At 53.3% G+C, this 22,669-nt stretch carries 23 protein-coding genes; 14 read left to right on the top strand and 9 right to left on the bottom strand.

Annotated features, from left to right (window positions below; all coding sequences use genetic code 11):
* The 10 genes from xdhC to ABJQ89_RS16805 all read left to right on the top strand — a co-directional run.
* The coding region (gene xdhC, locus ABJQ89_RS16850; RefSeq protein WP_348497319.1) for a xanthine dehydrogenase accessory protein XdhC at positions 1 to 523 on the top strand (523 nt) is incomplete at its 5' end.
* Complete coding sequence (locus ABJQ89_RS16845; RefSeq protein WP_348497318.1) at positions 520 to 2,049, top strand: ABC transporter ATP-binding protein; 1,530 nt, start codon at positions 520 to 522, stop codon at positions 2,047 to 2,049. The genes xdhC and ABJQ89_RS16845, both read left to right, overlap by 4 nt.
* Positions 2,046 to 3,131: an ABC transporter permease gene (locus ABJQ89_RS16840; protein WP_348497317.1), complete on the top strand. Its 1,086-nt coding sequence runs from the start codon at positions 2,046 to 2,048 to the stop codon at positions 3,129 to 3,131. Before ABJQ89_RS16845 ends, ABJQ89_RS16840 begins: the two co-directional genes overlap by 4 nt.
* Positions 3,131 to 4,054: an ABC transporter permease gene (locus ABJQ89_RS16835; RefSeq protein WP_348497316.1), complete on the top strand. Its 924-nt coding sequence runs from the start codon at positions 3,131 to 3,133 to the stop codon at positions 4,052 to 4,054. Before ABJQ89_RS16840 ends, ABJQ89_RS16835 begins: the two co-directional genes overlap by 1 nt.
* A 38-nt stretch (positions 4,055 to 4,092) precedes the next feature.
* Positions 4,093 to 5,169, top strand: coding sequence for a BMP family ABC transporter substrate-binding protein (locus tag ABJQ89_RS16830; protein WP_348497315.1), 1,077 nt, complete (start codon positions 4,093 to 4,095; stop codon positions 5,167 to 5,169).
* 86 nt (positions 5,170 to 5,255) lie between these two features.
* Complete coding sequence (locus ABJQ89_RS16825) at positions 5,256 to 5,900, top strand: glutathione S-transferase family protein (RefSeq protein ID WP_348497314.1); 645 nt, start codon at positions 5,256 to 5,258, stop codon at positions 5,898 to 5,900.
* Positions 5,901 to 6,026: 126 nt separating this feature from the next.
* Positions 6,027 to 6,509, top strand: coding sequence for a hypothetical protein (locus ABJQ89_RS16820; RefSeq protein ID WP_348497313.1), 483 nt, complete (start codon positions 6,027 to 6,029; stop codon positions 6,507 to 6,509).
* A 39-nt stretch (positions 6,510 to 6,548) separates the two neighbouring features.
* Positions 6,549 to 7,484, top strand: a complete 936-nt coding sequence (locus tag ABJQ89_RS16815) for an aldo/keto reductase (protein ID WP_348497312.1) — start codon at positions 6,549 to 6,551, stop codon at positions 7,482 to 7,484.
* Positions 7,481 to 8,134 (top strand): DUF938 domain-containing protein, encoded by a 654-nt coding sequence (locus tag ABJQ89_RS16810; RefSeq protein WP_348497311.1) that lies wholly within the window; start codon positions 7,481 to 7,483, stop codon positions 8,132 to 8,134. Before ABJQ89_RS16815 ends, ABJQ89_RS16810 begins: the two co-directional genes overlap by 4 nt.
* A gap of 6 nt (positions 8,135 to 8,140) precedes the next feature.
* Positions 8,141 to 8,905, top strand: coding sequence for a GH25 family lysozyme (locus ABJQ89_RS16805; RefSeq protein ID WP_348497310.1), 765 nt, complete (start codon positions 8,141 to 8,143; stop codon positions 8,903 to 8,905).
* On the opposite strand, the gene ABJQ89_RS16800 is transcribed toward ABJQ89_RS16805, so the two are convergent.
* Positions 8,902 to 9,429 carry a hypothetical protein gene (locus tag ABJQ89_RS16800; protein WP_348497309.1) on the bottom strand — a complete coding sequence of 176 codons (528 nt, stop codon included), beginning with the start codon at positions 9,427 to 9,429 and terminating at the stop codon, positions 8,902 to 8,904. The genes ABJQ89_RS16805 and ABJQ89_RS16800 overlap by 4 nt on opposite strands.
* 200 nt (positions 9,430 to 9,629) lie before the next feature.
* Positions 9,630 to 12,131 (bottom strand): FAD-dependent oxidoreductase, encoded by a 2,502-nt coding sequence (locus tag ABJQ89_RS16795; protein WP_348497308.1) that lies wholly within the window; start codon positions 12,129 to 12,131, stop codon positions 9,630 to 9,632.
* 176 nt (positions 12,132 to 12,307) lie between these two features.
* Here ABJQ89_RS16795 and ABJQ89_RS16790 point away from each other — a divergent pair, with 176 nt between their 5' ends.
* Positions 12,308 to 12,955, top strand: a complete 648-nt coding sequence (locus ABJQ89_RS16790) for a hypothetical protein (RefSeq protein WP_348497307.1) — start codon at positions 12,308 to 12,310, stop codon at positions 12,953 to 12,955.
* Between the two features lie 17 nt (positions 12,956 to 12,972).
* Here ABJQ89_RS16790 and ggt read toward each other — a convergent pair whose 3' ends face one another.
* Positions 12,973 to 14,721, bottom strand: coding sequence for a gamma-glutamyltransferase (gene ggt, locus ABJQ89_RS16785; RefSeq protein ID WP_348497306.1), 1,749 nt, complete (start codon positions 14,719 to 14,721; stop codon positions 12,973 to 12,975).
* Between the two features lie 22 nt (positions 14,722 to 14,743).
* Positions 14,744 to 15,730 (bottom strand): D-glycerate dehydrogenase, encoded by a 987-nt coding sequence (locus tag ABJQ89_RS16780; protein WP_348497305.1) that lies wholly within the window; start codon positions 15,728 to 15,730, stop codon positions 14,744 to 14,746.
* A gap of 116 nt (positions 15,731 to 15,846) precedes the next feature.
* Here ABJQ89_RS16780 and ABJQ89_RS16775 point away from each other — a divergent pair, with 116 nt between their 5' ends.
* Positions 15,847 to 16,344 (top strand): SH3 domain-containing protein, encoded by a 498-nt coding sequence (locus ABJQ89_RS16775; protein WP_348497304.1) that lies wholly within the window; start codon positions 15,847 to 15,849, stop codon positions 16,342 to 16,344.
* Positions 16,345 to 16,350: 6 nt separating this feature from the next.
* On the opposite strand, the gene ABJQ89_RS16770 is transcribed toward ABJQ89_RS16775, so the two are convergent.
* From ABJQ89_RS16770 to ABJQ89_RS16750, 5 genes are all read right to left on the bottom strand, one after another.
* Entirely contained in the window at positions 16,351 to 17,235 is an 885-nt protein-coding gene (locus ABJQ89_RS16770) for an extensin family protein (RefSeq protein WP_348497303.1), read from the bottom strand.
* Entirely contained in the window at positions 17,232 to 18,146 is a 915-nt protein-coding gene (locus tag ABJQ89_RS16765; RefSeq protein ID WP_348497302.1) for a prephenate/arogenate dehydrogenase family protein, read from the bottom strand. The genes ABJQ89_RS16770 and ABJQ89_RS16765 overlap by 4 nt, the downstream gene beginning before the upstream one ends.
* Positions 18,143 to 19,228: a histidinol-phosphate transaminase gene (gene hisC, locus ABJQ89_RS16760; RefSeq protein WP_348497301.1), complete on the bottom strand. Its 1,086-nt coding sequence runs from the start codon at positions 19,226 to 19,228 to the stop codon at positions 18,143 to 18,145. Before hisC ends, ABJQ89_RS16765 begins: the two co-directional genes overlap by 4 nt.
* Positions 19,229 to 19,338: 110 nt before the next feature.
* Positions 19,339 to 19,959 (bottom strand): 30S ribosomal protein S4, encoded by a 621-nt coding sequence (gene rpsD, locus ABJQ89_RS16755; protein ID WP_348497300.1) that lies wholly within the window; start codon positions 19,957 to 19,959, stop codon positions 19,339 to 19,341.
* A gap of 171 nt (positions 19,960 to 20,130) precedes the next feature.
* On the bottom strand, positions 20,131 to 20,703 hold the full coding sequence (locus tag ABJQ89_RS16750; RefSeq protein WP_348497299.1) for a DNA-3-methyladenine glycosylase I: 573 nt from the start codon (positions 20,701 to 20,703) through the stop codon (positions 20,131 to 20,133).
* 210 nt (positions 20,704 to 20,913) lie between these two features.
* Here ABJQ89_RS16750 and ABJQ89_RS16745 point away from each other — a divergent pair, with 210 nt between their 5' ends.
* Complete coding sequence (locus ABJQ89_RS16745; protein WP_348497298.1) at positions 20,914 to 21,660, top strand: EAL domain-containing protein; 747 nt, start codon at positions 20,914 to 20,916, stop codon at positions 21,658 to 21,660.
* 179 nt (positions 21,661 to 21,839) lie between these two features.
* Positions 21,840 to 22,669, top strand: an 830-nt coding sequence (locus ABJQ89_RS16740) for an acetyl-CoA C-acyltransferase (RefSeq protein WP_348497297.1), incomplete at its 3' end; no start/stop codon positions are given.

Genomic DNA, 22,669 nt, shown 5'->3' with positions numbered 1-22,669 from the left:
ATTGATCAATGGGTGGTTCGTCGAACCCGTTGCCAAGCCAAGTCGCGACCTGTGGATTTGGGGCGCAGGCCATGTGGGGCGTGCGATGGTCGATGTTTACAGCCCGCTACCTGAGTTCGCGATCACATGGATCGACACCAGCGAAGATCGTTTCCCAACAGATGTTCCTAAGAATGTCACGACGCTTCCTGCGCGAGACCCTCAGCTGCTCGTGAAACATGCGCCTTCGCAAGGCGAACACCTGATCCTGACCTATTCACATGCGCTCGATCTCGAACTTTGCCACCAACTGCTTAACCACAGCTTCACCTTTGCAGGCCTAATTGGGTCAAAAAGCAAATGGGCGCGGTTTCAATCGCGGTTGCGCGACTTGGGGCATACGGATCAACAAATTGCACGTCTCACTTGCCCCATTGGCGATCCATACTTGGGGAAACATCCACATGCCATCGCAATTGGGGTTGGCGCACAGCTATTGGCGGGTCATACAACGCTCGCAAAACCAAAAAGGGCCAACGCGTGACACAACCGCTGCTGAGTCTTACTGGCCTGACCAAGGCCTATCCAGGGGTTATCGCAAACAGCGATGTATCCTTCGATATACATGCGGGCGAAGTGCATGCCTTGCTCGGAGAAAACGGCGCTGGAAAATCCACGCTGGTTAAAATGATCTATGGTTTGGTCAAGCCCGACACTGGCACAATGAAATTGAATGGCGCGCCATTTGTGCCCGTCGCGCCTAGCGCTGCGCGACTGTCTGGCGTCGCAATGGTGTTTCAACATTTCTCGCTGTTTGATGCATTAAACGTGGCCGAGAACATCGCATTGGGTATGGAAAACGCCCCAAAGCAACGTGATCTCGCGGCTAAGATTACTGAAGTCTCGCATCAATATGGCTTGCCGCTTGATCCTTATACGCGTGTTGGTGACCTTTCAGCAGGAGAACGACAACGCGTTGAAATCATTCGCTGTCTTTTGCAAAATCCTAAGATCCTGATCATGGATGAACCGACCTCGGTTCTCACACCACAAGAAGTCGAAATCCTGTTCAAGACACTGCGACAGCTCAAGTCCGAAGGCACCGCGATCCTTTATATTTCGCACAAATTGGAGGAAATCCGTACGCTGTGCGATACGGCGACGATTTTGCGACTCGGCAAAAAGGTAGCCACCTGCACGCCCGCCGAGACCAGCGCCAAAGAGCTCGCTGAAATGATGGTCGGCGAAACACTGCATGTACCTGAACGCGCCGTTGGCGATTTTGGTGAAGTCCTTTTGAAGGTCGATGATCTATCGCTGCGCGCACCAACAGAGTTTGGCACATCGCTGAAGAACGTTACCTTTGACGTACGCGCGGGTGAAATTCTGGGGATTGGCGGCGTTGCAGGCAATGGTCAGGATGAATTGCTTGGCGCTTTGTCCGGCGAGACGGTGAGCACACCTGCGAGCGTCGCGTTAAAGGGACAAGACATCAGCAAAATGGGTCCACAAGGGCGACGTGCCTTAGGCGTTTTGGCAGCACCTGAGGAACGGCTTGGGCATGCCGCCGTGCCCGACATGAGCCTGTCTGAGAATGCGCTTTTGTCCGCAGCAGTGCGCAAGGGCATGGTGAAAGGTGGTTTTTTGAATTGGGGTAAAGCCAAGAGTTTTGCTGATGAGATCATTAAGGCTTTTGATGTGCGCACACCCGGTGCGGCAAACGCCGCGCGTTCGCTCTCGGGCGGCAATCTACAGAAGTTTGTGATTGGCCGTGAAGTTCTTCAAGACCCTGATGTTCTCATTGTGAACCAACCGACATGGGGCGTTGATGCCTCAGCCGCGGCTGCGATCCGGCAATCCTTGATGGATTTGGCGGAAAAAGGCGCAGCAATTATTGTGATCAGCCAAGACTTGGACGAACTCATGGAAATTTCCGACCACTTCGCCGCGCTGAATGAAGGGCGACTGTCTGCCATTCGCCCCATCCAAGGATTAACCGTGGAAGAGATTGGTTTGATGATGGGTGGCGCACATGATGCATCATCGACTACAGCGGAGAGCGCAGCATGATCCGTCTTGAGAAACGCGCACAGCCTAGCCAATTTTGGACGCTCGCGACCCCTTTCCTCGCGGTCATATTAACTATGATTGCTGGCGGCATTATGTTTGCTGCGCTTGGCAGCGATCCCTTTGAAGCCATCCGCGTAATTTTTTGGGACCCTTTGTTTAGCGAACAATTCTCGGCCTATTCGCGCCCTCAATTGCTAGTCAAAGCTGGGCCATTGATCCTGATCGCGATTGGTTTATCGCTCGGCTTTCGGGCAGGCATTTGGAATATTGGCGCTGAGGGCCAGTACATCATCGGCGCAATTTGCGGCGCTGGCATGGGACTCGCGTTCTATCCAACCGAGAGCTTTATCATTTTCCCGCTTATGATCATGGCAGGCGCTCTTGGCGGTTGGGCGTGGGCGATGATCCCAGCTGTACTTAAAACACGTTTTGGGACAAACGAAATTCTGGTCTCTCTTATGTTAGTTTATGTGGCGGAGGCATGGCTCGCATCTGTGTCATCAGGGCTGTTGAAAAACCCCGATGGTATGGGATTTCCAGGCAGTCGCAATTTGCAACAATATCCAGCTGCAGCAAACACCGAAGTCATTGCGGGAACTGGCATGCATTACGGCGTTCTCACCGCCTTAATCGCGGTGATTTTCGCATATGTTTTATTCTCGCGTCACATGCTCGGGTTTCAAATTCGCCTCGCAGGGGAGGCGCCGCGCGCAGCCCGTTTTGCGGGAGTTAATCCCAAAAGGATCGTCTTTCTGTGCCTTGGTTTGGCGGGCGCGCTCGCAGGGATGGCTGGCATGTACGAGGTTTCTGGCCCTGCGGGTCAAATCACAATCGACTTCAACTCCGGCTATGGCTTTACGGCGATTATTGTCGCTTTCCTCGGGCGCTTGCACCCCGTCGGCATCCTCTTTGCGGGCCTATTGATGGCGCTCACCTACATCGGGGGCGAACTGGCTTCACTGATGCTGGGCATTCCCGCAGCCGCGATTCAGTTGTTCCAAGGCATGCTCTTGTTCTTCTTGCTCGCGACTGACGTCTTCATCAATTTCCGCATCCGACTGAGCACTGGGGAGGTCGCGTAATGGATCTATCTTCAATCAACCCCGTCTTGCTAATCGCCTCGCTTATGGTGTCCGCAACACCGATCCTTTTGGCGGCAATCGGCGAACTCGTCGTTGAGAAATCCGGTGTTCTCAATCTCGGCGTCGAAGGGATGATGATCACTGGTGCGATTTGTGGCTTCGCGATTGGTGTGAACACAGGCTCGCCGGTCCTCGGGTTCATGTTCGCGGCACTCTGCGGCGCGCTGCTGTCGCTCGCCTTCGGCATCCTCACGCAATATCTGCTGTCAAATCAGGTCGCCACCGGCCTCGGTCTGACGCTTGTTGGGCTTGGGCTTAGCTCACTGATCGGGAAACCTTATGAGGGGATCAAATCCCCGACATTACAAAAAATGGAACTACCCATTTTGTCCGACATCCCGATCTTTGGCCCTATGCTCTTCTCGCATGATCCTATGGTTTACCTTTCAGTCGCCTTGATTGCAGCCACTTGGGCCGTGTTGAAATATACGCGTGTCGGCCTCGTTCTGCGCGCTGTCGGCGAAAGTCACGATGCTGCCCATGCGCTCGGTTACAAAGTCGTTCGTATTCGCATTATGGCGATTCTCTTTGGCGGTGCGTGCGCTGGAATGGCTGGCGCATACATCAGCTTGGTACGTGTCCCACAGTGGACAGAAGGCATGACCGCTGGTGCTGGCTGGATCGCTTTGGCGATTGTGGTTTTTGCCAGCTGGAAACCTTGGCGTGTGATGATTGGGGCCTATCTCTTTGGCGGCGTTACTGTTTTGCAGCTTAACCTTCAGGCAGCCGGCGCTAAGGTTCCCATCGAGGTCTTGTCGATGTCGCCTTATCTGATAACTATTCTTGTGCTGGTGATCATCTCGGCACGCGGCAATCATGGCGCGCCCGCAGCACTGGGCAAGATTTTCCACGCTTCTCGTTAAGAGCAGCAGAACAACTCATCCACAGGGGGATGTATATAATGAAACGCAGAACACTTCTCGCGAGCGCAGCAGTCGCTCTTGCAATGACAGGCACGGCCTTTGCCGCGGACGAAAAAACCAAAGTTGGTTTCGTTTATGTAGGTCCCATCGGTGATGGCGGCTGGACTTATGAGCACGACAAAGGTCGTCTCGCGGTTGAAGCAGAACTCGGCGATAAGGTCGAAACTGTTTACCAAGAAAACGTTCCTGAAGGTGCGGATGCTGAGCGTGTTATGACACAGATGGCATTGTCCGGCGCTGACCTGATCTTCACGACATCTTTTGGTTACATGGACCCAACGATCAATGTTGCGGCGAAGTTCCCAGACGTGAAATTCGAGCACGCGACAGGCTATAAGCAAGCTGACAACGTCGCCGTCTACTCAGCACGTTTTTATGAAGGCCGCGCTGTTCAAGGTCACATCGCGGGCAAAATGACGAAAACCAACAAGATCGGTTACATCGCCTCCTTCCCGATCCCAGAAGTTATTCGCGGCATCAACTCTGCGTTTATCCACGCGAAAAAAGTTAACCCTGACGTCGAATTCTCTATCGTTTGGGCCTACACATGGTTCGATCCAGCAAAAGAAGCAGACGCAGCACAAGCTCTTATCGAGCAAGGCGCGGACGTCATTTTGCAGCACACTGATTCAACTGCGCCACAAGCGGCAGCTGAAGCAGCGGGCAACGTTATCACATTCGGTCAAGCATCCGACATGGCTGAGTTCGGTCCATTCCCACGTGTCTCTTCTATCATCGACGACTGGGCGCCTTACTATATCGCGCGCACAAAAGCGGTTATGGACGGCACATGGTCCAGCACAAACACATGGGACGGCATCGGCCCAGGCATGGTTAAGATCGGTGAAATCTCCGACGCGGTGCCTGCTGATGTGAAAGCTGAAGCGCTGGCAATGGTCGACGCACTGGGTGACGGCAGCTATCACGCCTTCACTGGCCCGATCAACAAACAAGACGGCTCTGCATGGCTCGCTGAAGGCGAAACAGCAGACGACGGCACGCTTGCTGGCATGTCCTTCTACGTAGAAGGCATCACAGGCGATATCCCGAACTAAGCGCTAACAGCGTTGAATTAGAGGGGCCCCGCTTTGAGAAAGGTGGGGCCTTTCTCGTCGGGTCAGGTCACAAAGAGGGGACAGACATGTTACGCATTTGGGGACGCGCATCTTCATCTAACGTTCAGGCTTTGATGTGGATGGTTGGTGAGCTCAGCTTGCCTTATGAGCGCCGCGACGCTGGCTTTACCTACGGCGGCTTAGATACGCCTGAATTTGCCGCATTGAACCCAAATAGAACCATTCCGGTTTTACAGGACGCAACGAACCCACCGATATGGGAAACAGGCGCGATCCTGCGATATTTGGCACATACCTACGCAGACGAAACGTTCTGGCCAACAGATCCCTTTGAGCGCGCTCGCGTCGATCAGTGGGCTGAATGGGCCAAGATCAATGTCGCCCTTAACTTTACGGCCCCGCTTTTCTGGCGCGTCGCGCGAACGGCACCTGCGTTGCACGACAAGCAAGCGATCCGCCTTGCGACGGAAAAACTCAGCGCGGTTCTTAGGATTGCGGAGCAACAGTTGGCGAAATCGAAATGGCTCGCCTCTGATCACTTTACCCTAGCAGACATCCAGTTTGGTCATGTGCTGTATCGTTATTATGACATTGAAATCGAACGCACCGATCTTCCCAATTTGCGCGCATATTACGACCGGCTCAGCGCACGCCCCGCATTCCAAGAACACGTCGCTATATCCTACGAAGAACTTCGAGTTTTAGACTAGCAATTCACGCTTCGTGCGTTGCGATACCCCGCTAACCGCGAAGTAGATCAACATAAGACGAAGCAGCACTAGCGAAACATTTGGTGATCTAACAGAACATATCCACGCAAATAACGGAGCTGCGATATGTCAACTTTCCTCACAAATGTGCCCGTTTGGGTCCTGCCACTATTCATTCTACTCGTCAGTCTTGGGTGGCGTGCCAGCAAGGATAGAACGGTCCCGCTTTTCTTGATTTACCTGCTGCCGCTCCTCGGTTTGATAACAGCGAGCAACCTATACGCTTTAGCGCCGAAACCAGTGATCTGGGCAATCGCGACGCTGGCCTATGGCATTGGGGTCTTTATGGGAATGACATTGCAGCGTCGCTGGACCCTTTCCAGAGGCGCGCGCATCGTTCAGGTCAAAGGCGAATGGGTTACGTTGACTGCAATGATGATTATTTTTGCCGCAGGTTTCGTAAATGGTACGGTCTCAGCGATAGCGCCGGATATCACAGGCACAATGCTCTACCTCGCGCTTTTCGCGGGTGTCGCCTGTCTGCCGTCAGGCCACTTTCTAGGGCGTGCAATAACTATCGCGCAAACGCCTCTGACCAAGGGCGTCTAAGCTCTTTTCAACGCAGTGCCCACATGCCACTCTTGCCATATGACACATATCAAATCGCTCAAACACACCCCGCTCAGCCGTTTTGCTTTTGGTACCATGCAATTCGGTGGAACCGCCGATGAAAGTGCCTCAGCCGCGATGTTCGATGCATCCTGCGAGGCTGGGATTAACCACTTTGACACCGCGCATATCTATACCAATGGTCGTTCTGAAACCTTGCTTGGCGGTTTCATTAAAGATCAACGCGATGATTTAGTGATCGCAACCAAAGTCGCTTATGATGGCAATGGTGATCCGGCCAAGATGCAATCTGACTTTGATATTTCGCGCCAGCGTTTGGACATGGATCAAGTAGATATTCTCTACTTGCACCAAAATGTTGGCGACGATTTGCCCCGCGCTATGGAATGGCTCGCAGCGCAACAAACGGCAGGCATAATTCGCTACATCGGGCTGTCCAATTTTGCCTCATGGCAAGTCATGAAGGCAGTATCGCTTGCGCACGATCTAGGCACGCGCATTGATATTATTCAACCGATGTACAACTTGGTAAAGCGGCAAGCAGAGGTGGAACTTCTGCCAATGTGCAGCGATCAAGGCATTACATGTGCCAGCTATTCGCCGCTCGGCGGTGGTTTGCTAACCGGCAAATATAACGACGGCGCGGGACAAGGGCGCCTTGCAACCGATCCGCGTTACAACAAACGCTATTCTCTCGATTTCATGCATGAAACAGCGCATGCCTTGGCCGACCTTTCTGCAGAAATCGGTGTAAACGCAGCCACTTTGGCCGCCGCTTGGGTCGCAAGACATGAAAGCGCTCCGAACCCAATATTGTCAGCGCGTTCCGTTGAACAATTGCGCCCATCGCTCGATGCAATGAGCTTCGAAATGGATGATGCGCTTTACGCACGAATTGAGGCGTTGAGCCCGACGCCCCCTCCCGCCACAGACCGTTGGGAAGAACGGTCATGAGCAGACAACTCCCGTCGACCGCCAGCGTCGCAGAACCTACCGAAGATGGACGTCTTGTCGCGCCCTCTGCGGAAAAGAATATGGGACCGCTCTGCAAGGTGCTACGTGACTGCGCGCCAAAAGACGGGCGCGCGATTGAAATCGCCAGTGGCACAGGCCAGCATTGCGTAGCTTTCGCATCCAGCTGTCCGAATCTGATGTGGGTGCCCACCGATATCGATGACGACCGCTTAGCCTCCATCGGCATTTACGTGAGCGAAGCCCAACTGCCAAACCTCACACTGCCTGTACGCCTCGACGCGACCCAACCAGGATGGAGCGAAACGACAGGCCCTGTGGACCAGATTGTATTGGTCAACCTCCTGCATCTCATTTCAGAACCCGAAGCTAAGGTGCTACTCACCGAGGTTGCACGCGCCTTAGCGCCAAACGGCGTATTCTTGCTCTATGGTCCCTTCATGCGCGACGGCGCGTTGACTTCTCAAGGGGATGAACGTTTCCATGAAAGCCTGATCAGCACCGATCCCGAGATTGGGTACAAAGACGACGGTGCTGTGATGGATTGGGCAGTACAAGCCGGGCTAGAGATAAGCCATACCGTCGAAATGCCCGCCAATAATTTGAGCTTTGTTTTTCGTAAACCGGAGTAATTTGTAATGACCCTCACCCGCCGTGCGACGTTGACCGGACTTGCCAGCTTGCCGATGCTGAGCGCGCCTTCTCTTGTCCTTGCGCGCTCGAAATTTAACGACAACGACCCGATAAATTTTGGCCGTCGCGGTCCAGCTACTTTTCCTGTTCATGGCATAGATGCTGCGCGTTTTCAGGGGCAAATGAACTGGCGACAGATCAGACAGGAAGGCGTTCGATTTGCGTGGCTCAAAGCGACGGAAGGCGGCGATTTACTTGATCCCGAATTTAAAGCGAATTGGCGCGCAGCCAAGCGCGCACGCGTTCCAGTTGGGGCCTATCATTTTTACTATTTCTGCACCGATCCTGACACCCAGGCGAAATGGTTCATAAAGAACGTTCCACGTTTGCGCGGTGGCTTGCCTCCTGTACTCGATCTTGAGTGGAACCCATTTTCACCGACCTGCACATTGCGCCCACCCGCCGCAGAAGTGCGCCGAGTGACCAAACGTTTCACAGACATCGTCGAACGTCATTATCAAACACGCGTCGTGGTTTATACCGCGCTGGATTTTTGGGAGGCCAACAACGTCGCTCAATACAAACGCGACTTTTGGCTCCGTTCTACTGCGAAACATGTAGAGCAGCGATTTACCTATCGGGACTGGCGGTTTTGGCAATACACCTCAACCGGTGTGATCAATGGCATTGAGAAAGAAGTCGATATCAACTGTTTCAACGGTACCGAAGCAAAGTGGAAATCGTGGCTCAGCTCTCGCAGCGTGCGCTAAACGCCAAAGGAGTCTTCTAGATAGGCCTTGTTCGCCTCTGGCAAATCATCGGATGCGCCGGAGGACAGCGCCGTCACGACCGCTAATGCGAAAACGAAACCGACAATAGGCAAGGCTTTGTGCCATGTTTTTGCTGGTTCGCGCCAATTTGCAAAACGGGCGGCCGCCGCGATGTGGGCAAATACAGCTGTAATTCCGAGCACATAGTATGGGAAGAAATACAGCCCATAGGGCAATCCACTGACCACAGCAGCGGCGAAATATGTTGTTGTTTCAAAATCATAATTCATACGCGCCATGACCGTCGCGCCGAGGTGCTGCAGCAAAAAGAAGGCGATGTAGCCACCCGAAATGGCCTGCATCCACGCCCAAGAGCCCTTTGGCTTACCGCGCTTAACCATCAAGATCACACCTAGGATAATCTGCGCGGCGAAAAGCGCAAAAAGCGGGATTTCGATGATCTGCAATCTGTAAACGCTGCGCAGCAATTCCATCAATGCGAGATGGGAGTCCCGACCAATCAATAGAGCTGCATGATTAAAAAAATGGACCGCTAAGAATACTCCCAAAAAGATTGCATTGGTTTTGTGAAGCTTCTTTAGTGACATTGCTCTCTCCATACGCTGACGTATGTTTTGCAATTTTCAACCATGATGACAAGCCACAAAAACAAATTAGGCCCCCAACGTGTGGAGGCCCAATGCAATGCGATTTTCTTTTTGAGTTATCCGTCGACGCGAATGGTTGTGTTTTTTGGATCATATGGGCTGTCTTCGACGACCTCGGCATCCCACAATTGATCCAGCATTTTGACTTTAAGCTTTGTTCCGACCTCAGCCAATTCAGGCGTCACATAACCCATGCCGATAGACTTATCAAAATGCACAGAATAGCCGCCAGAGGTCAGGCGACCAATCTTGGTATCCCCATGATACAACGCCTCTCGACCCCATGGGTCTGCATCCTCCGGACCATCGATCAAGAGCGTAACGCATTTGGATCGAATGCCAATCGCTTGCATCTCATCTTTACCTTGGAACTCTTTCGACAGGTCGATAAACCGCGGTAGATCCGCTTCCGCTGGCGTCGCATCTCGGCCAAGTTCATTGCCAAAGGCACGATAGGATTTTTCCTGACGCAGCCAGTTTTGCGCACGTGCACCAACCAATTTCATGCCATGTGGTTCGCCTGCTTTTTCAAGCAGGTCAAAGAGGTAGTTCTGCATTTCCATCGGGTGATGCAACTCCCAGCCCAATTCGCCAGTGTAGGCCACACGGATCGCATTTACGGGGCACATGCCAAGTTCAATCTGGCGCGCGGACAACCAAGGGAAGCGCTTGTTCGAAAGCGCGCTTGCTGGATCAGCATCCTTAATCACGGCATTCAAAACATCACGGGACTTGGGGCCAGCAATCGCAAATACGCCCCATTGCGTCGTTACATCCTGAATCTCGATGTACCCGAATTCATCCGCTTTATCCTCTGCACATTTGCGCAGGTAATCAGCATCATAGGCGGTCCAAGCGCCCGCGCTCACAAGATAGTAATTGTTCTCGCCATTGCGCACGATCGTATATTCGGTTCGCGTCGTGCCAGTGGGCGTTAACGCATAAGTAAGGTTAATGCGTCCGATTTTTGGCAGCTTGTTACATGTGAACCAATCGAGGAAGGCCGTTGCACCGGGTCCTTTTACGACATGCTTTGTAAAGGCCGTTGCATCGATCAGGCCAACGCCTTCGCGGATCGCTTTGGCCTCATCCACAGCATGTTGCCACCAACCACCGCGGCGGAAAGAGCGGCTGTCATGATCGAAGTTTTCAGGGGCATCCAGAGGCCCGTAATAATTTGGACGTTCCCAACCGTTCACAAACCCAAACTGCGCGCCGCGCGCCTTTTGGCGGTCATAGGCGGGAGCGGTCCGCAAGGGTCTGCAAGCAGGGCGTTCCTCATCTGGGTGATGCAGAATGTAGACGTGATCGTAGCATTCTTCGTTCTTGCGTGCGGCAAATTCGGTCGTCATCCAATCGCCGTAGCGTTTTGGATCAAGGCTTGCCATGTCAATCTCAGCTTCACCGTTCACCATCATCTGGGCAAGGTAGTAACCCGTACCACCGGCAGCTGTGATGCCAAAGCTAAACCCTTCCCCAAGCCACATGTTGCGCAGGCCGGGCGCAGGGCCAACCAATGGGTTACCATCAGGTGTATAGCAGATCGGACCGTTGAAATCGTCTTTTAGACCGCTTTCCTCGCAGGTCGGAATGCGGTGGATCATCGCCATGTATTGATCTTCAATCCGATCCAAAGCGAGCGGGAACAGATCAGCGCGGAAACTATCTGGCACGCCATGTTCAAACACGGCAGGCGCGTCTTTTTCATAGACACCCAAAATCCATCCGCCCCGTTCCTCGCGTACATAGCTTTGCGCATCAGCGTCGCGGCTCACAGGGTGCTCTGGATTGCCGTCTTTGCGCCATTGTTGCAGCGCTGGATCGACGTCCGTTACGATAAATTGGTGCTCAACTGGAATGGCGGGAATTTTGATGCCAAGCATTTTCGCGGTGCGCTGCGCGTGGTTGCCCGATGCGGTCACAACGTGTTCCGCTGTAATCACCACTTGCTCGGCCGAGGCGACCAGATTGCCGCCCTTTTCGATCATCTTGGAACAGGTCACATTCCAATGGTTGCCCGTCCACTCAAACGCATCAGCTTGCAAACGCCGCACGATTTCCACACCTCGCTGTCGCGCACCTTTGGCCATCGCCATCGTCACATCAGCAGGGTTAATGTAACCATCCGTCGAATGGTAAAGCGCGCCTTCAAGGGTTTCGGTATTGATCAACGGCCAACGTGCTTTGATTTCATCGGGCGTCAGAAATTCGTAAGGGACGCCACAGGTTTCCGCCGTTGTCGCATAGACCATATATTCGTCCATGCGTTCCTTGGTTTGGGCCATGCGTAGATTGCCAACAACCGCGAAACCCGCGTTGAGGCCTGTTTCCGCCTCAAGTTCTTTGTAAAACTCGACGGAATATTGATGGATATGGGTCGTCGCAAAGGACATGTTGAACAGCGGCAGCAATCCAGCTGCATGCCACGTAGAACCAGACGTCAACTCATCCCGTTCCAAGAGCATCACGTCTTCCCAGCCAGCTTTCGCGAGGTGATAGGCGATTGAAGTTCCAACGGCACCGCCGCCAACGACCAACGCTTTGACATCTGTTTTCATAAGCCTGCGACTCCCTACAAAGTAACTTAATCGTTTTTTGCCAAATCCTGCCGCGACGCGGGGGATCGCGCCGACTTAATTGCGCAAAATTGCGACCTTTGGAGTTGTGTTAATGGTTAATCTCCACTTCACTCAACCCAAAGAAGATCAAAACTCGCGAAAGAAGAGAAGCAAACATGGCCAGTATTTCACTCTCGGATGCAGCAGCGCTAGCCGAAGCAAGTTATGACATTGAACGCATAACATCACCTAGACGTCTCAAAAGCTGCCCACATCGTGACGTTCAGGCCCATGTGTTAGAGGGCAATATTCTATTGTTGCCCGGCTCCAATACCGTTCGCGATTACCTCAAATATAATTTGCGCCCTTTACGGTTGGGCGAAAAACGGTTGCGCCTTCGTGATGGCGGCAAAGACAAAGGCGCTTCAGGTACCTTCTGGCATCAGGGTTTTTTGGCCTATGCAAAAGTCGTTTTTGATTGGCTCAAAGAAGAAAATATCAAACCTGAGACAATCATCGGACATTCACTTGGCGCCGCTGCTGCCCAAATCCTTTCGAAAAGCTACGAAACACCCGCCATCGGTTTTGCTGCGCCGCGTCCCAAATTCGTGAAGGGCCCAGTAAAGAACGACAAACTATGCCTTATCATCAATCGAAATGACGATATTGTACCCAAACTCCCTTCTGGATTTCACCACATGGGCGTCACCAAACTGCTGGCACCGCCACCGCAGAACTTCTTCAGCTCACACAAGATGACGTCCTACAAGGCAACTACAAAAGCCGCGCAAAAGAGTGGCGCGCTGCCCCACTCTTGGCCCTAATGTAACCGACCTTGGACTTATTGACCCAGCGCCACACCTTCACGGCGCGGGTCAGCGCCCCCTTGAAGCGTTTCGCCAATTGAAATGGCATGGAGACCAGAATTTAGATCGCGGGCGTTAACTTTAAATCCTATCGCCTCGAGCTCCGCTGCCATCGCTTCCATATTGCTGCCCGCTTCTAAATCATAAGTGCCAAAACGGTTCACCGCATGGCCCATTGAAACGGCTTCTTGCACGTCCATGCCCCAATCCAGATGCGCGATAATTGTTTTTGCAACATAACCAATGATGCGACTACCTCCGGGGCTCCCAACGACCAGTATAGGCTTGCCATCCTTAAGCACAATTGTCGGCGCCATGGACGAACGCGGGCGTTTTCCGGGAGCAACGGCATTGGCAATTGCTGCGCCATCGCGATGGGTGCGGAAAGAGAAATCTGTCAATTCGTTGTTGAGCAGGAACCCCCGAACCATGAGGCGTGATCCAAAGGCATTTTCAATCGTCGTTGTCATGCTAAGCGCATTTCCATAGCTATCAACGATAGAAATGTGTGACGTCGAAGGCAGCTCGATGCTTTCGTCATCGGCCCAGTTCATCGCATGATCAAAGGCAGGCATGCCCGCGCTCACATTGCCCAGCGCCGGACCACCATCTAACGCTTCTGCGCGGTTAGCGAGATAAGCTGAATCAACCAAACCTTTTACAGGAACAGGCACAAAATCACTGTCCGCCATGTAGCGGCCGCGATCCGCAAAAGCGAGACGCGATGCATCCCCGATGAGACGCCAGCTATGTGGATTCTCTGGACCCATCGCACCCAGATCAAATCCCTCCAGCATGCCAAGAATTTGGCCAACCGTAAGAGCACCGGAGGAAGGTGGCCCCATCCCGCACACATCGTTCTCGCGATATGTTACGCAAACTGGCGCACGCTCTTTCACCTGATAGGTGGCAAGGTCGCTTAAGCTCAATACCCCAGGATTGCCCTGCGTTTCCCGCACAACGCGCACGATGTCCCGCGCAATGTCCCCCTTGTAAAAGCCCTCGGTTCGATTGTGAGCAAGATCTCGCAACGTCTCTGCATAATCTGCATTGCGCAGTGTCTGCCCCTCTTTCAATGGAACGCCTGCTGGATAAAAATACCCAGATGTACCGCCAAATCGGACCAAACGATCCGCATCCCGTTCAATCATGCCAGCTAAACGTTCAGACACTTTGAAACCGCCTGCGGCCAAAGCAATGCCGTCTTCAAATAAAGACGACCATTTCTGATTGCCCCATTTTTGATGCGCATATTCCATCAGTGCTGGCGTGGCTGGCACGCCGACGGAACGGCCACCAACGACAGCATCGAAAAACTTCAGTGGCTCGCCGTTTTCATCCTGAAACAAACGGGGGGTCGCGGCCGCAGGCGCGGTTTCGCGGCCATCGAGCGTTGTGATCTCACCGCTGACGGCATCATACCAAACGAGGAATGCGCCGCCGCCAAGACCTGAGCTTTGCGGCTCAACGAGACCAAGCACAGTTTGGACTGCAACCATTGCATCCGCAGCCGTACCACCGCGCTCAAGTATTTTGGCACCTGCTTGCGAAGCCAAGGGGTTTGCTGCGACGACCATCCACTCATTCGCTGAGACGGGCGTGCCAGCGGCTTTCGCATTTAGGGAAATTGTAGTCTCTGGTTGAACCGCATCGGCGGCATCTTGGGCGGCCAGAGCAAAGGGCGCGAGCAGCGCCAGTCCTGTTGCAATCAGTGTTTGGCGCAAATCTCTTCTCCTTAAAACGGGCTTATAACATCCCGGGAACAACTTGGTCTGGCGGGCGGTGCCCATCAGCAAATGTCTTGATATTAATAATGACTTTCTCACCCATCTCGAGGCGCCCTTCTTGCGTGGCTGATCCCATATGAGGCAGCAACACCACATTTGGCAAACCTAGCAGGCGCGGGTTCACTTCGGTGCCATGCTCAAACACATCGAGCCCAGCACCGGCAATTTCACCCGCCTGCAGCATACGCGTCAACGCATTTTCATCAATCACCTCTCCACGCGATGTGTTCACGATGACCGCCGAAGGTTTCAAAAGTTTTAAACGTCGCGCGTTGAGCAGGTGAAATGTCGAAGGCGTGTGCGGACAATTTACCGAAATCACGTCCATACGCGCGACCATCTGATCAAGGCTTTCCCAATAGGTGGCTTCCAGTCCCGTTTCGACTTCAGGGCGCAATCTGCGGCGGTTGTGATAATGAATTTGCATTCCAAAGGCGCGCGCGCGTTGCGCAACAGCCTGACCAATGCGACCCATGCCCAAAATCCCGAGACGACGGCCACCCACACGGCCACCAAGCAAGGCAGTTGGCGCCCAACCTTGCCAATCGCCCGATTGCATAACGCTCAATCCCTCTGGGATACGGCGCGTGACCGCCAGCAAAAGCGCCATTGTCATATCAGCTGTATCATCGGTCAAAACACCTGGTGTGTTAGACACTAAAATGCCCCGTTGGCGCGCTGTCGCGACATCAATGTGATCCACCCCTGCCCCGTAGCTGGCAATCAACTTTAATCGATCCCCTGCTTGCGCAAGCAAATTTGCGTCAATCGTATCCGTCACGGTCGGCACAATCGCATCGGCGTTTTTCATGGCCTCCGCCAGTTCAGCGCGTGTCATCGGCGTATCGTCGTCGCGCAGGCGCACATCAAAAAGCTCTTTCAGCCTTGTCTCAACAGGATCAGGCAAGCGTCGCGTCACGACAACACTCAAGCGTTCTAATGGCATCTTAATCTCCTAGCGTCTTTTCAAACGGGTTGTTCAGGTGCAGAGTGCCGAAAAGCGCAGGCAGCTACAAGAACCTTCGCGCAATAATATTACGCAGTCAAAGTTCAGGCCCCATTATGAGACCAGTCGCAACGTTATTGCGCGCAGCCACACTTATCGTTTTTGCGACCACCGCCTCCGCTCAAGAACGTGGGTCGGTGACCAATCTCCCTTTGCCGCGCTATGTTTCGCTTAAGGCGGCTGAAGGCAATGTGCGACGCGGGCCTTCTCTGACACATCGAATCGACTGGGTCTTTAAGCGCCGCGATATGCCCCTCGAAATCACCGCAGAACATGGCCATTGGCGCCGCGTGCGCGACCGTGATGGCGTTGGCGGTTGGGTGCATTATTCGCTGCTGTCCGGCACGCGTCATGTGCTCATCGAGCAAGATATGTTGCCACTCTATCAGCGCGCGGATAGCTCTACGCCTATCATGGCGCGCCTAGAGCTTGGCGTTGTCGCACGGCTTGGGAAATGCAGCGCGACTTGGTGCCGTGTCACGTCCTCAGGATACAAAGGCTGGACCCCCAAAGATGCGCTATGGGGTGTGAAGCCTGAAGAAATTCGCGAGTAAACTTGCTTAACGGCAGTAGCTACCTGAACGATAGCGCGCCGTATCAAAGTGGAAGTGATCCTGATGGAAGCGATCCGCATTTGGTCCTAAGACAGTACCAAACGACCCGCACGCCCCTTTGTGCATCGCTTTGAGCGCTTTACTGGTGCTCGCCGCACGCCAGCCTTTCAGGACTGTAATCACTTCACCATTTTTCAGCTTAAAGCCTGAGATATCAATCGCGCGACCTTTGCCGTGCTCTGAAATCTTCGCGCCTTTCTGGTTGTTACGTGTGCGGCACGCATAATGTGCAGCAACGCGGATTGCCGAGAGACCACCACCGCGATTTTTCAATGCAGGCTTCGCGCTTTTGTCGACCCAACTTTTGAGCGCCTTGGCAGTGCCGCAGTCCATAGTTGAGGATTGGCTGAGCGTCACGCCAGAGACTGAACGCAGTTTAACGGCATTCTTAATGCCGCAGCCGCTGATACGACCGGGCACTAAACCGACAACATCCCCTTGCAAGGCGGGATCACCGCAAACAGCGCCGCGTGCCGCTTCTCGTTTTGCGCGGCGACGCTCTGCTTTCACCTTTTCAGCCAGCCCATTAGGCCGCGTGATCGGGTGTAAGGATTGCGGAAGGCCAACCGCAGCTGAGGCAAGGATAACCTGAGGATTTCCTTGTGATGTCATCGCTTTTTCCTGCTCTGACAAAGGGCGCAGTTTCGGACGCTGCGGCAGCGCATCAACAACGGCCTGTGCAATCACTTGTTCAGGGCGGGATTTGGGACGCACCAAAATTGGAGCCTGTTCTTCCCCGCGCGCCAACGGGCGCATCGATGCATTAGGCGCGATTGCGGATGCAGGTAGTGCGAAACTCACGACAAGTGCCGCCGCAATCAGGTGCTTCATGTTTTTGACCGTCCAAAATTGGGGGCGTCGGTATCTTGCCCCGCATCAATAATATCGCGCCGAATGGCACGGGTGCGGGTAAAATAATCATGGAGCAAATCACCGTCGCCTTTGCGGATCGCGCGTTGCAATGCAAAAAGCTCTTCGGTGAAACGCCCTAGAATTTCCAGCGTCGCATCCTTGTTGTTTAAGAACACATCGCGCCACATGGTAGGGTCAGAGGCCGCAATACGGGTAAAGTCGCGGAAACCCGCCGCCGAGTAGTTGATAACTTCGCTATCAGTCACGCGGCTGAGGTCATCGGCAACACCAACCATCGTGTAAGCAATCAAGTGTGGCGCGTGGGATGTCACCGCCAACACACGGTCATGATGATCCGGTGCCATGCGGTCGGTTTTTGAACCGAGCTTTTGCCAGAATCTTTCAAGCGTCGCGATCGCGGTTTCATCGCTGCCTTCTACGGGGACGATCAAACACCAGCGCTCGTCAAAGAGCTCAGCAAAGCCAGAACGCGGACCAGAATGTTCGGTCCCTGCGAGCGGGTGTGCAGGAACAAAGTGCACGCCGTCCGGCAAGTGCGGGGCAACTGCGTTGATCACCGCCCGTTTGACGGAGCCAACGTCAGATACTGTCGCGCCCTGCTTTAAGGCAGGCGCGATTTCGCGGGCGGCACTGTCCATCGCGCCAACTGGGACGCACAGAACCACAAGATCAGCGCCAGCTACCGCCTCAGCAGCGGTGTCATAAACGACGTCACACAATCCAATTTCGCGGGCCGTATCACGTGTTTCTTGAGACCGCGCATAACCCGTAACTTCCCCCGCAAGCCCCGCACGTTTCATCGCCCAGAACATGGACGATGCAATCAAACCTAAGCCAATTAATGCAACACGATCATAACTGTGGCTCATCGTGCACCGCCTTTGAATTGACCAACGGCATGTGCGACTTGGCGGCAAGAGGCTTCATCGCCAACCGTAATGCGTAAAGCATTGGGGAGCTTGTAGCCTTTGACCCGACGCACCAGCAGCCCCTGAGATTGAAGATAGGTATCGCAGGCATTTGCCTCATTTTCATCGCTGAAACGCGCGAGAATGAAATTGGCGTGGCTGGTATCTGAGGGGACACCGTGTTCACCGAGCGCATGCGCAAGCCAATCGCGCCACTTGGCGTTCGCATCGCGGCAGTGCGTCACATAGGCCTGATCGCGCACAGCGACCTCCGCCGCTTGCAACGCGCTGTTACTAACGTTGAAGGGGCCACGAATGCGGTTCAGTACATCAATGATATGCTTTGGACCGTAGCCCCATCCGACACGAAGTGCACCGAGGCCGTAAATCTTGGAAAACGTGCGCGTCATCACGACATTTTCACGGGCATCAACCAGAGCTGCGCCGCCGTCATATCCTTCGATATATTCTGCATAAGCGCCATCAAGCACCAAAATCGCCTGTTTAGGTAGGTTCTGAGCCAAGCGTTCGATCTCAGCTGCGGCGATCATCGTTCCCGTCGGATTGTTAGGGTTCGCGATGAACACCAGCTTGGTGCGTTTGTTGCAAGCTTCCAAAATCGCATCGACATCTGTGACGCGATTGCATTCAGAAACCTCAACCGGAGTTGCCCCCGCCGCGCGCGCAGAAATCGGGTACATCGCAAAGCCGTGCTCCGTGTGAACGACCTCATCACCGGATCCAGCATAGGCTTGGCACAGGAATGCAATGATCTCATCGGAGCCCGCACCGCAAATCACGCGATCCGCGTCGATGTCGTGCACCTCTGCAATCGCTGTGCGTAGCGCTAAGTGGTCCGAAGACGGGTAGCGATGCAAGGAACGCGCCGTTGCTTCAAATGCCTTAACTGTGGCATCGGACGGGCCAAACGGGTTCTCGTTAGACGACAATTTCACAACATTGTTCACACCATCCACATGGGCGGCACCACCTTGATAAAGTTCGATATCCATAATGCCGGGTTGAGGTGTAATCTTTGTCATAACAGTCTCCTTAATGCGCTTTTAGCCAGCGCAATCCATCAAGGCCAGTCGAAACGAAAAAAGGCCGCCGCGATCTCTCGCGACGGCCCTGAAATCTTCGCTGAGAACGATTAGTTCTGAGCGTAGTATTCGATGACGAGGTTTGGTTCCATTTGAACTGGGTATGGAACGTCACCAAGACCAGGCGTTCGCGTGAATGTTGCGGTCAGCTTGGAATGGTCAACTTCCATGTAGTCAGGAACGTCGCGCTCAGGAAGCTGTGTCGCTTCGAGAACAGCTGCCATTTGCTTGGAACGATCGCGAACTTCTACAACGTCGCCTTCTTTGACGCGGTACGACGCAATGTTCACTTTCTTGCCGTTCACAAGAACGTGACCGTGGTTCACGAACTGACGTGCAGCAAAGATCGTCGCAACGAATTTGGCACGGTAAACAACTGCATCCAAGCGGCGCTCGAGAAGACCGATCAGGTTTTCACCTGTATCGCCTTTAACACGATCCGCTTCTTTAAAGATGCGCTTGAACTGTTTTTCGGTCAAATCGCCGTAGTAGCCTTTTAGCTTCTGCTTTGCGCGCAGCTGTAGACCGAAGTCGGAGATTTTCGCCTTACGACGCTGGCCGTGCTGGCCTGGGCCATATTCACGGCGGTTCACTGGGGATTTAGCGCGGCCCCAAATGTTTTCGCCCATGCGGCGGTCAATTTTGTACTTGGCAGATGTGCGTTTGGTCACGATCTGGATCCTTTCAATTTTCAGTTTTGAAAGGTGCTGTCCTTTGATCTCGCGTTGCACGTGAAGGTAAATAGCAACACAAGGCCCGACAGGCATCCCCTTGCGGGGGCCACCAACACCAATGAAGCGCGCTTATACGGGGCTTTAGGGGTGAGTCAACAGCGCCTGCGCTTAACGAACCCGCTTTTTCACTTCGTCATGGCAAGGACACGTCACAAGATGGTCATTAACCATGCCAACAGCCTGCATAAACGCATAAACAATGGTTGGTCCGCAGAACTTGAAACCGCGCTTTTTCAAGTCTTTGGAAATTTGCGTCGAAAGATCGGTAAAGGCTGGAACCTCAGCTAGGGTTTTCCAGCTGTTTTGAATCGGTTTGCCACCGACATAATCCCATAAATATTTGTCGAAACCCTGCTCTTGTTCGATGCTTTGCCACACACGCGCATTGGTAATCGTCGCTGCGATCTTTCCGCGATGGCGGATGATTCCAGGGTTCTGCAGCAGACGTTCGACATCGGCATCGCCCCAAGTGGCAATAGTATTTGGCTGGAACCCCTCGAAGGCTTCACGAAAATTCTCTCGCTTCTTAAGGATTGTGATCCAGCTCAGCCCCGCTTGAAACCCATCAAGAATGAGCTTTTCCCAAAGCGCACGGCTGTCATACTCGGGCACCCCCCAATCGGTGTTGTGATACTCGATATAAATGTCTTCAGAATCAGCCCAGCCGCAAATTTCAGTCATCGACGTACCTCAAAATTGGAATCCTGCTTTGTTTTATTCAAGTTAGAACCAAATGGAAATTTTAAACTCTCCTTAGCAGTTTCGCTCTTATCAACGAGTCGAGCAATAAAGAGGGCTGCTAAAGTGAACCGGCGCAATCGAAATAAACTCGACTCATCAGGCAACGCTGATCCGCTATCGGCCGCAGTTAATCAACGCGATCGATCAACTATGGACATGGTGCGCGCAGCACTTGAACACAAACAGGTCATGCTCGCCTATCAGCCAATAATGCAAGCTGCCGGGAGCGTGGCGTTTTATGAAGGCCTGATAAGGGTTCTTGACGAAACAGGCCGGATTATTCCCGCGCGCGAATTCATTAATGTCATCGAAGAAACGGAAATGGGCAGGATCGTAGACTGCCTTGCGCTGGAAAAAGGCCTGCAAGCACTACGAAAACATCCTCATTTGCGCCTCTCGATCAACATGTCAGCCCGCTCCATCGGCTATGCACGTTGGAAAAAGGTGCTTGATCGAAATTTGCGAACGGACCCGACGCTCGGGGAGCGTCTCATACTCGAAATTACAGAAAGCTCCGCGATGTTGGTGCCGGAACTCGTCATTTCCTTTATGAACGATCTGCAGTCTCGTGGCGTCTGTTTCGCTCTTGATGACTTTGGCGCTGGATATACGTCATTTAGATACCTCCGCGATTTCTATTTCGACATGATCAAGATCGATGGGCAATTTATTCGCGGCATTTCTGGAAACCCGGACAACCAAGTGCTTTTGAAAGCGCTCGTTTCCATCGCCCGCCATTTCGATATGTTCACTGTGGCAGAGTTTGTTGAAAATGAACAAGACGCCCAATTCCTTGCTCAAAATGGGATTGATTGCTTGCAAGGATACTATTTCGGCGCGCCTACTGTACGACCACCTTGGTCCGAAAACCCAGATCAAATCCGAGCAAGCGCATGAATATTACCCAACCAAATCAATAGGGAACGCCGAACAACACCGGATTGCGACACTCAGTTAGTTTACAGTCATAGCGCGCACGGGTAATTACGTGGCGGAATGTCGGCCTCATCAAGCATCTCCGTCTGAATGGTTGCTTGCCTCCCGAGGTCTACGTCACGCTTGGATAGAGAGACCATATGACAAATATCGTAATCGCATCCGCTGCTCGTACTGCCGTTGGCAGTTTCTCGGGTTCATTTGCAAACACACCAGCACATGACTTGGGCGCGACAGTGCTTAAAAGCCTTGTAGAACGCGCGGGAATTGATGCCGCCGACGTTTCTGAAACCATTATGGGACAAGTCCTGACCGCGGGTCAGGGACAAAACCCAGCGCGTCAAGCGCACATCAACGCAGGTCTGCCCATCGAATCTGCGGCTTGGTCTATCAACCAAGTTTGTGGTTCTGGTCTGCGCGCCGTCGCGCTTGCGGCACAGCACATCCAGCTTGGTGATGCTTCAATCGTTGCCGCAGGTGGTCAAGAAAACATGTCCCTAAGCCCCCACGTTGCGCATCTGCGTGCTGGTCAGAAAATGGGCGACATGAAGTATATCGACAGCATGATCCGCGATGGCCTTTGGGATGCTTTCAACGGCTACCACATGGGCCAAACAGCAGAAAACGTCGCAGAGAAATGGCAGATCAGCCGTGACATGCAGGATGAATTCGCTGTTTCATCGCAGAACAAAGCGGAAGCTGCTCAGAAAGCGGGCAAATTCGTTGACGAAATCGTACCGTTTGTTGTGAAAACACGTAAAGGCGACATCGTTGTGGATGGGGATGAATACATTCGTCATGGCGCGACAATGGAAGCAATGCAAAAATTGCGCCCGGCCTTCACCAAAGATGGGTCCGTCACAGCTGCAAACGCCTCTGGTTTGAACGATGGCGCTGCGGGCGCATTGCTGATGACTGCAGACGAAGCAGAAAAACGCGGAATTGAGCCGCTCGCGCGTATCGCATCTTA

Origin of the sequence: Planktotalea sp. (assembly GCF_039984035.1) — a bacterium.
In the GTDB taxonomy this organism is placed as follows: Bacteria; Pseudomonadota; Alphaproteobacteria; order Rhodobacterales; family Rhodobacteraceae; genus Planktotalea.
Note: the sequence above shows the minus strand (reverse complement) of the source record. Positions and strands in the feature narration are given on the sequence as shown.

Coding starts and splice junctions, on each gene's coding strand:
- hisC (WP_348497301.1), bottom strand. CDS start 19,228: ATGACAAAGATTACACCTCAACCCGGCATTATGGATATCGAACTTTAT.
- ABJQ89_RS16825 (WP_348497314.1), top strand. CDS start 5,256: ATGTTACGCATTTGGGGACGCGCATCTTCATCTAACGTTCAGGCTTTG.
- ABJQ89_RS16775 (WP_348497304.1), top strand. CDS start 15,847: ATGAGACCAGTCGCAACGTTATTGCGCGCAGCCACACTTATCGTTTTT.
- ABJQ89_RS16820 (WP_348497313.1), top strand. CDS start 6,027: ATGTCAACTTTCCTCACAAATGTGCCCGTTTGGGTCCTGCCACTATTC.
- ABJQ89_RS16795 (WP_348497308.1), bottom strand. CDS start 12,131: ATGAAAACAGATGTCAAAGCGTTGGTCGTTGGCGGCGGTGCCGTTGGA.
- ABJQ89_RS16830 (WP_348497315.1), top strand. CDS start 4,093: ATGAAACGCAGAACACTTCTCGCGAGCGCAGCAGTCGCTCTTGCAATG.
- ABJQ89_RS16765 (WP_348497302.1), bottom strand. CDS start 18,146: ATGAGCCACAGTTATGATCGTGTTGCATTAATTGGCTTAGGTTTGATT.
- ABJQ89_RS16810 (WP_348497311.1), top strand. CDS start 7,481: ATGAGCAGACAACTCCCGTCGACCGCCAGCGTCGCAGAACCTACCGAA.
- ABJQ89_RS16815 (WP_348497312.1), top strand. CDS start 6,549: ATGACACATATCAAATCGCTCAAACACACCCCGCTCAGCCGTTTTGCT.
- ABJQ89_RS16780 (WP_348497305.1), bottom strand. CDS start 15,730: ATGCCATTAGAACGCTTGAGTGTTGTCGTGACGCGACGCTTGCCTGAT.
- ABJQ89_RS16750 (WP_348497299.1), bottom strand. CDS start 20,703: ATGACTGAAATTTGCGGCTGGGCTGATTCTGAAGACATTTATATCGAG.
- ABJQ89_RS16745 (WP_348497298.1), top strand. CDS start 20,914: ATGGACATGGTGCGCGCAGCACTTGAACACAAACAGGTCATGCTCGCC.
- ABJQ89_RS16805 (WP_348497310.1), top strand. CDS start 8,141: ATGACCCTCACCCGCCGTGCGACGTTGACCGGACTTGCCAGCTTGCCG.
- ABJQ89_RS16790 (WP_348497307.1), top strand. CDS start 12,308: ATGGCCAGTATTTCACTCTCGGATGCAGCAGCGCTAGCCGAAGCAAGT.
- ABJQ89_RS16770 (WP_348497303.1), bottom strand. CDS start 17,235: ATGAAGCACCTGATTGCGGCGGCACTTGTCGTGAGTTTCGCACTACCT.
- ABJQ89_RS16840 (WP_348497317.1), top strand. CDS start 2,046: ATGATCCGTCTTGAGAAACGCGCACAGCCTAGCCAATTTTGGACGCTC.
- ABJQ89_RS16835 (WP_348497316.1), top strand. CDS start 3,131: ATGGATCTATCTTCAATCAACCCCGTCTTGCTAATCGCCTCGCTTATG.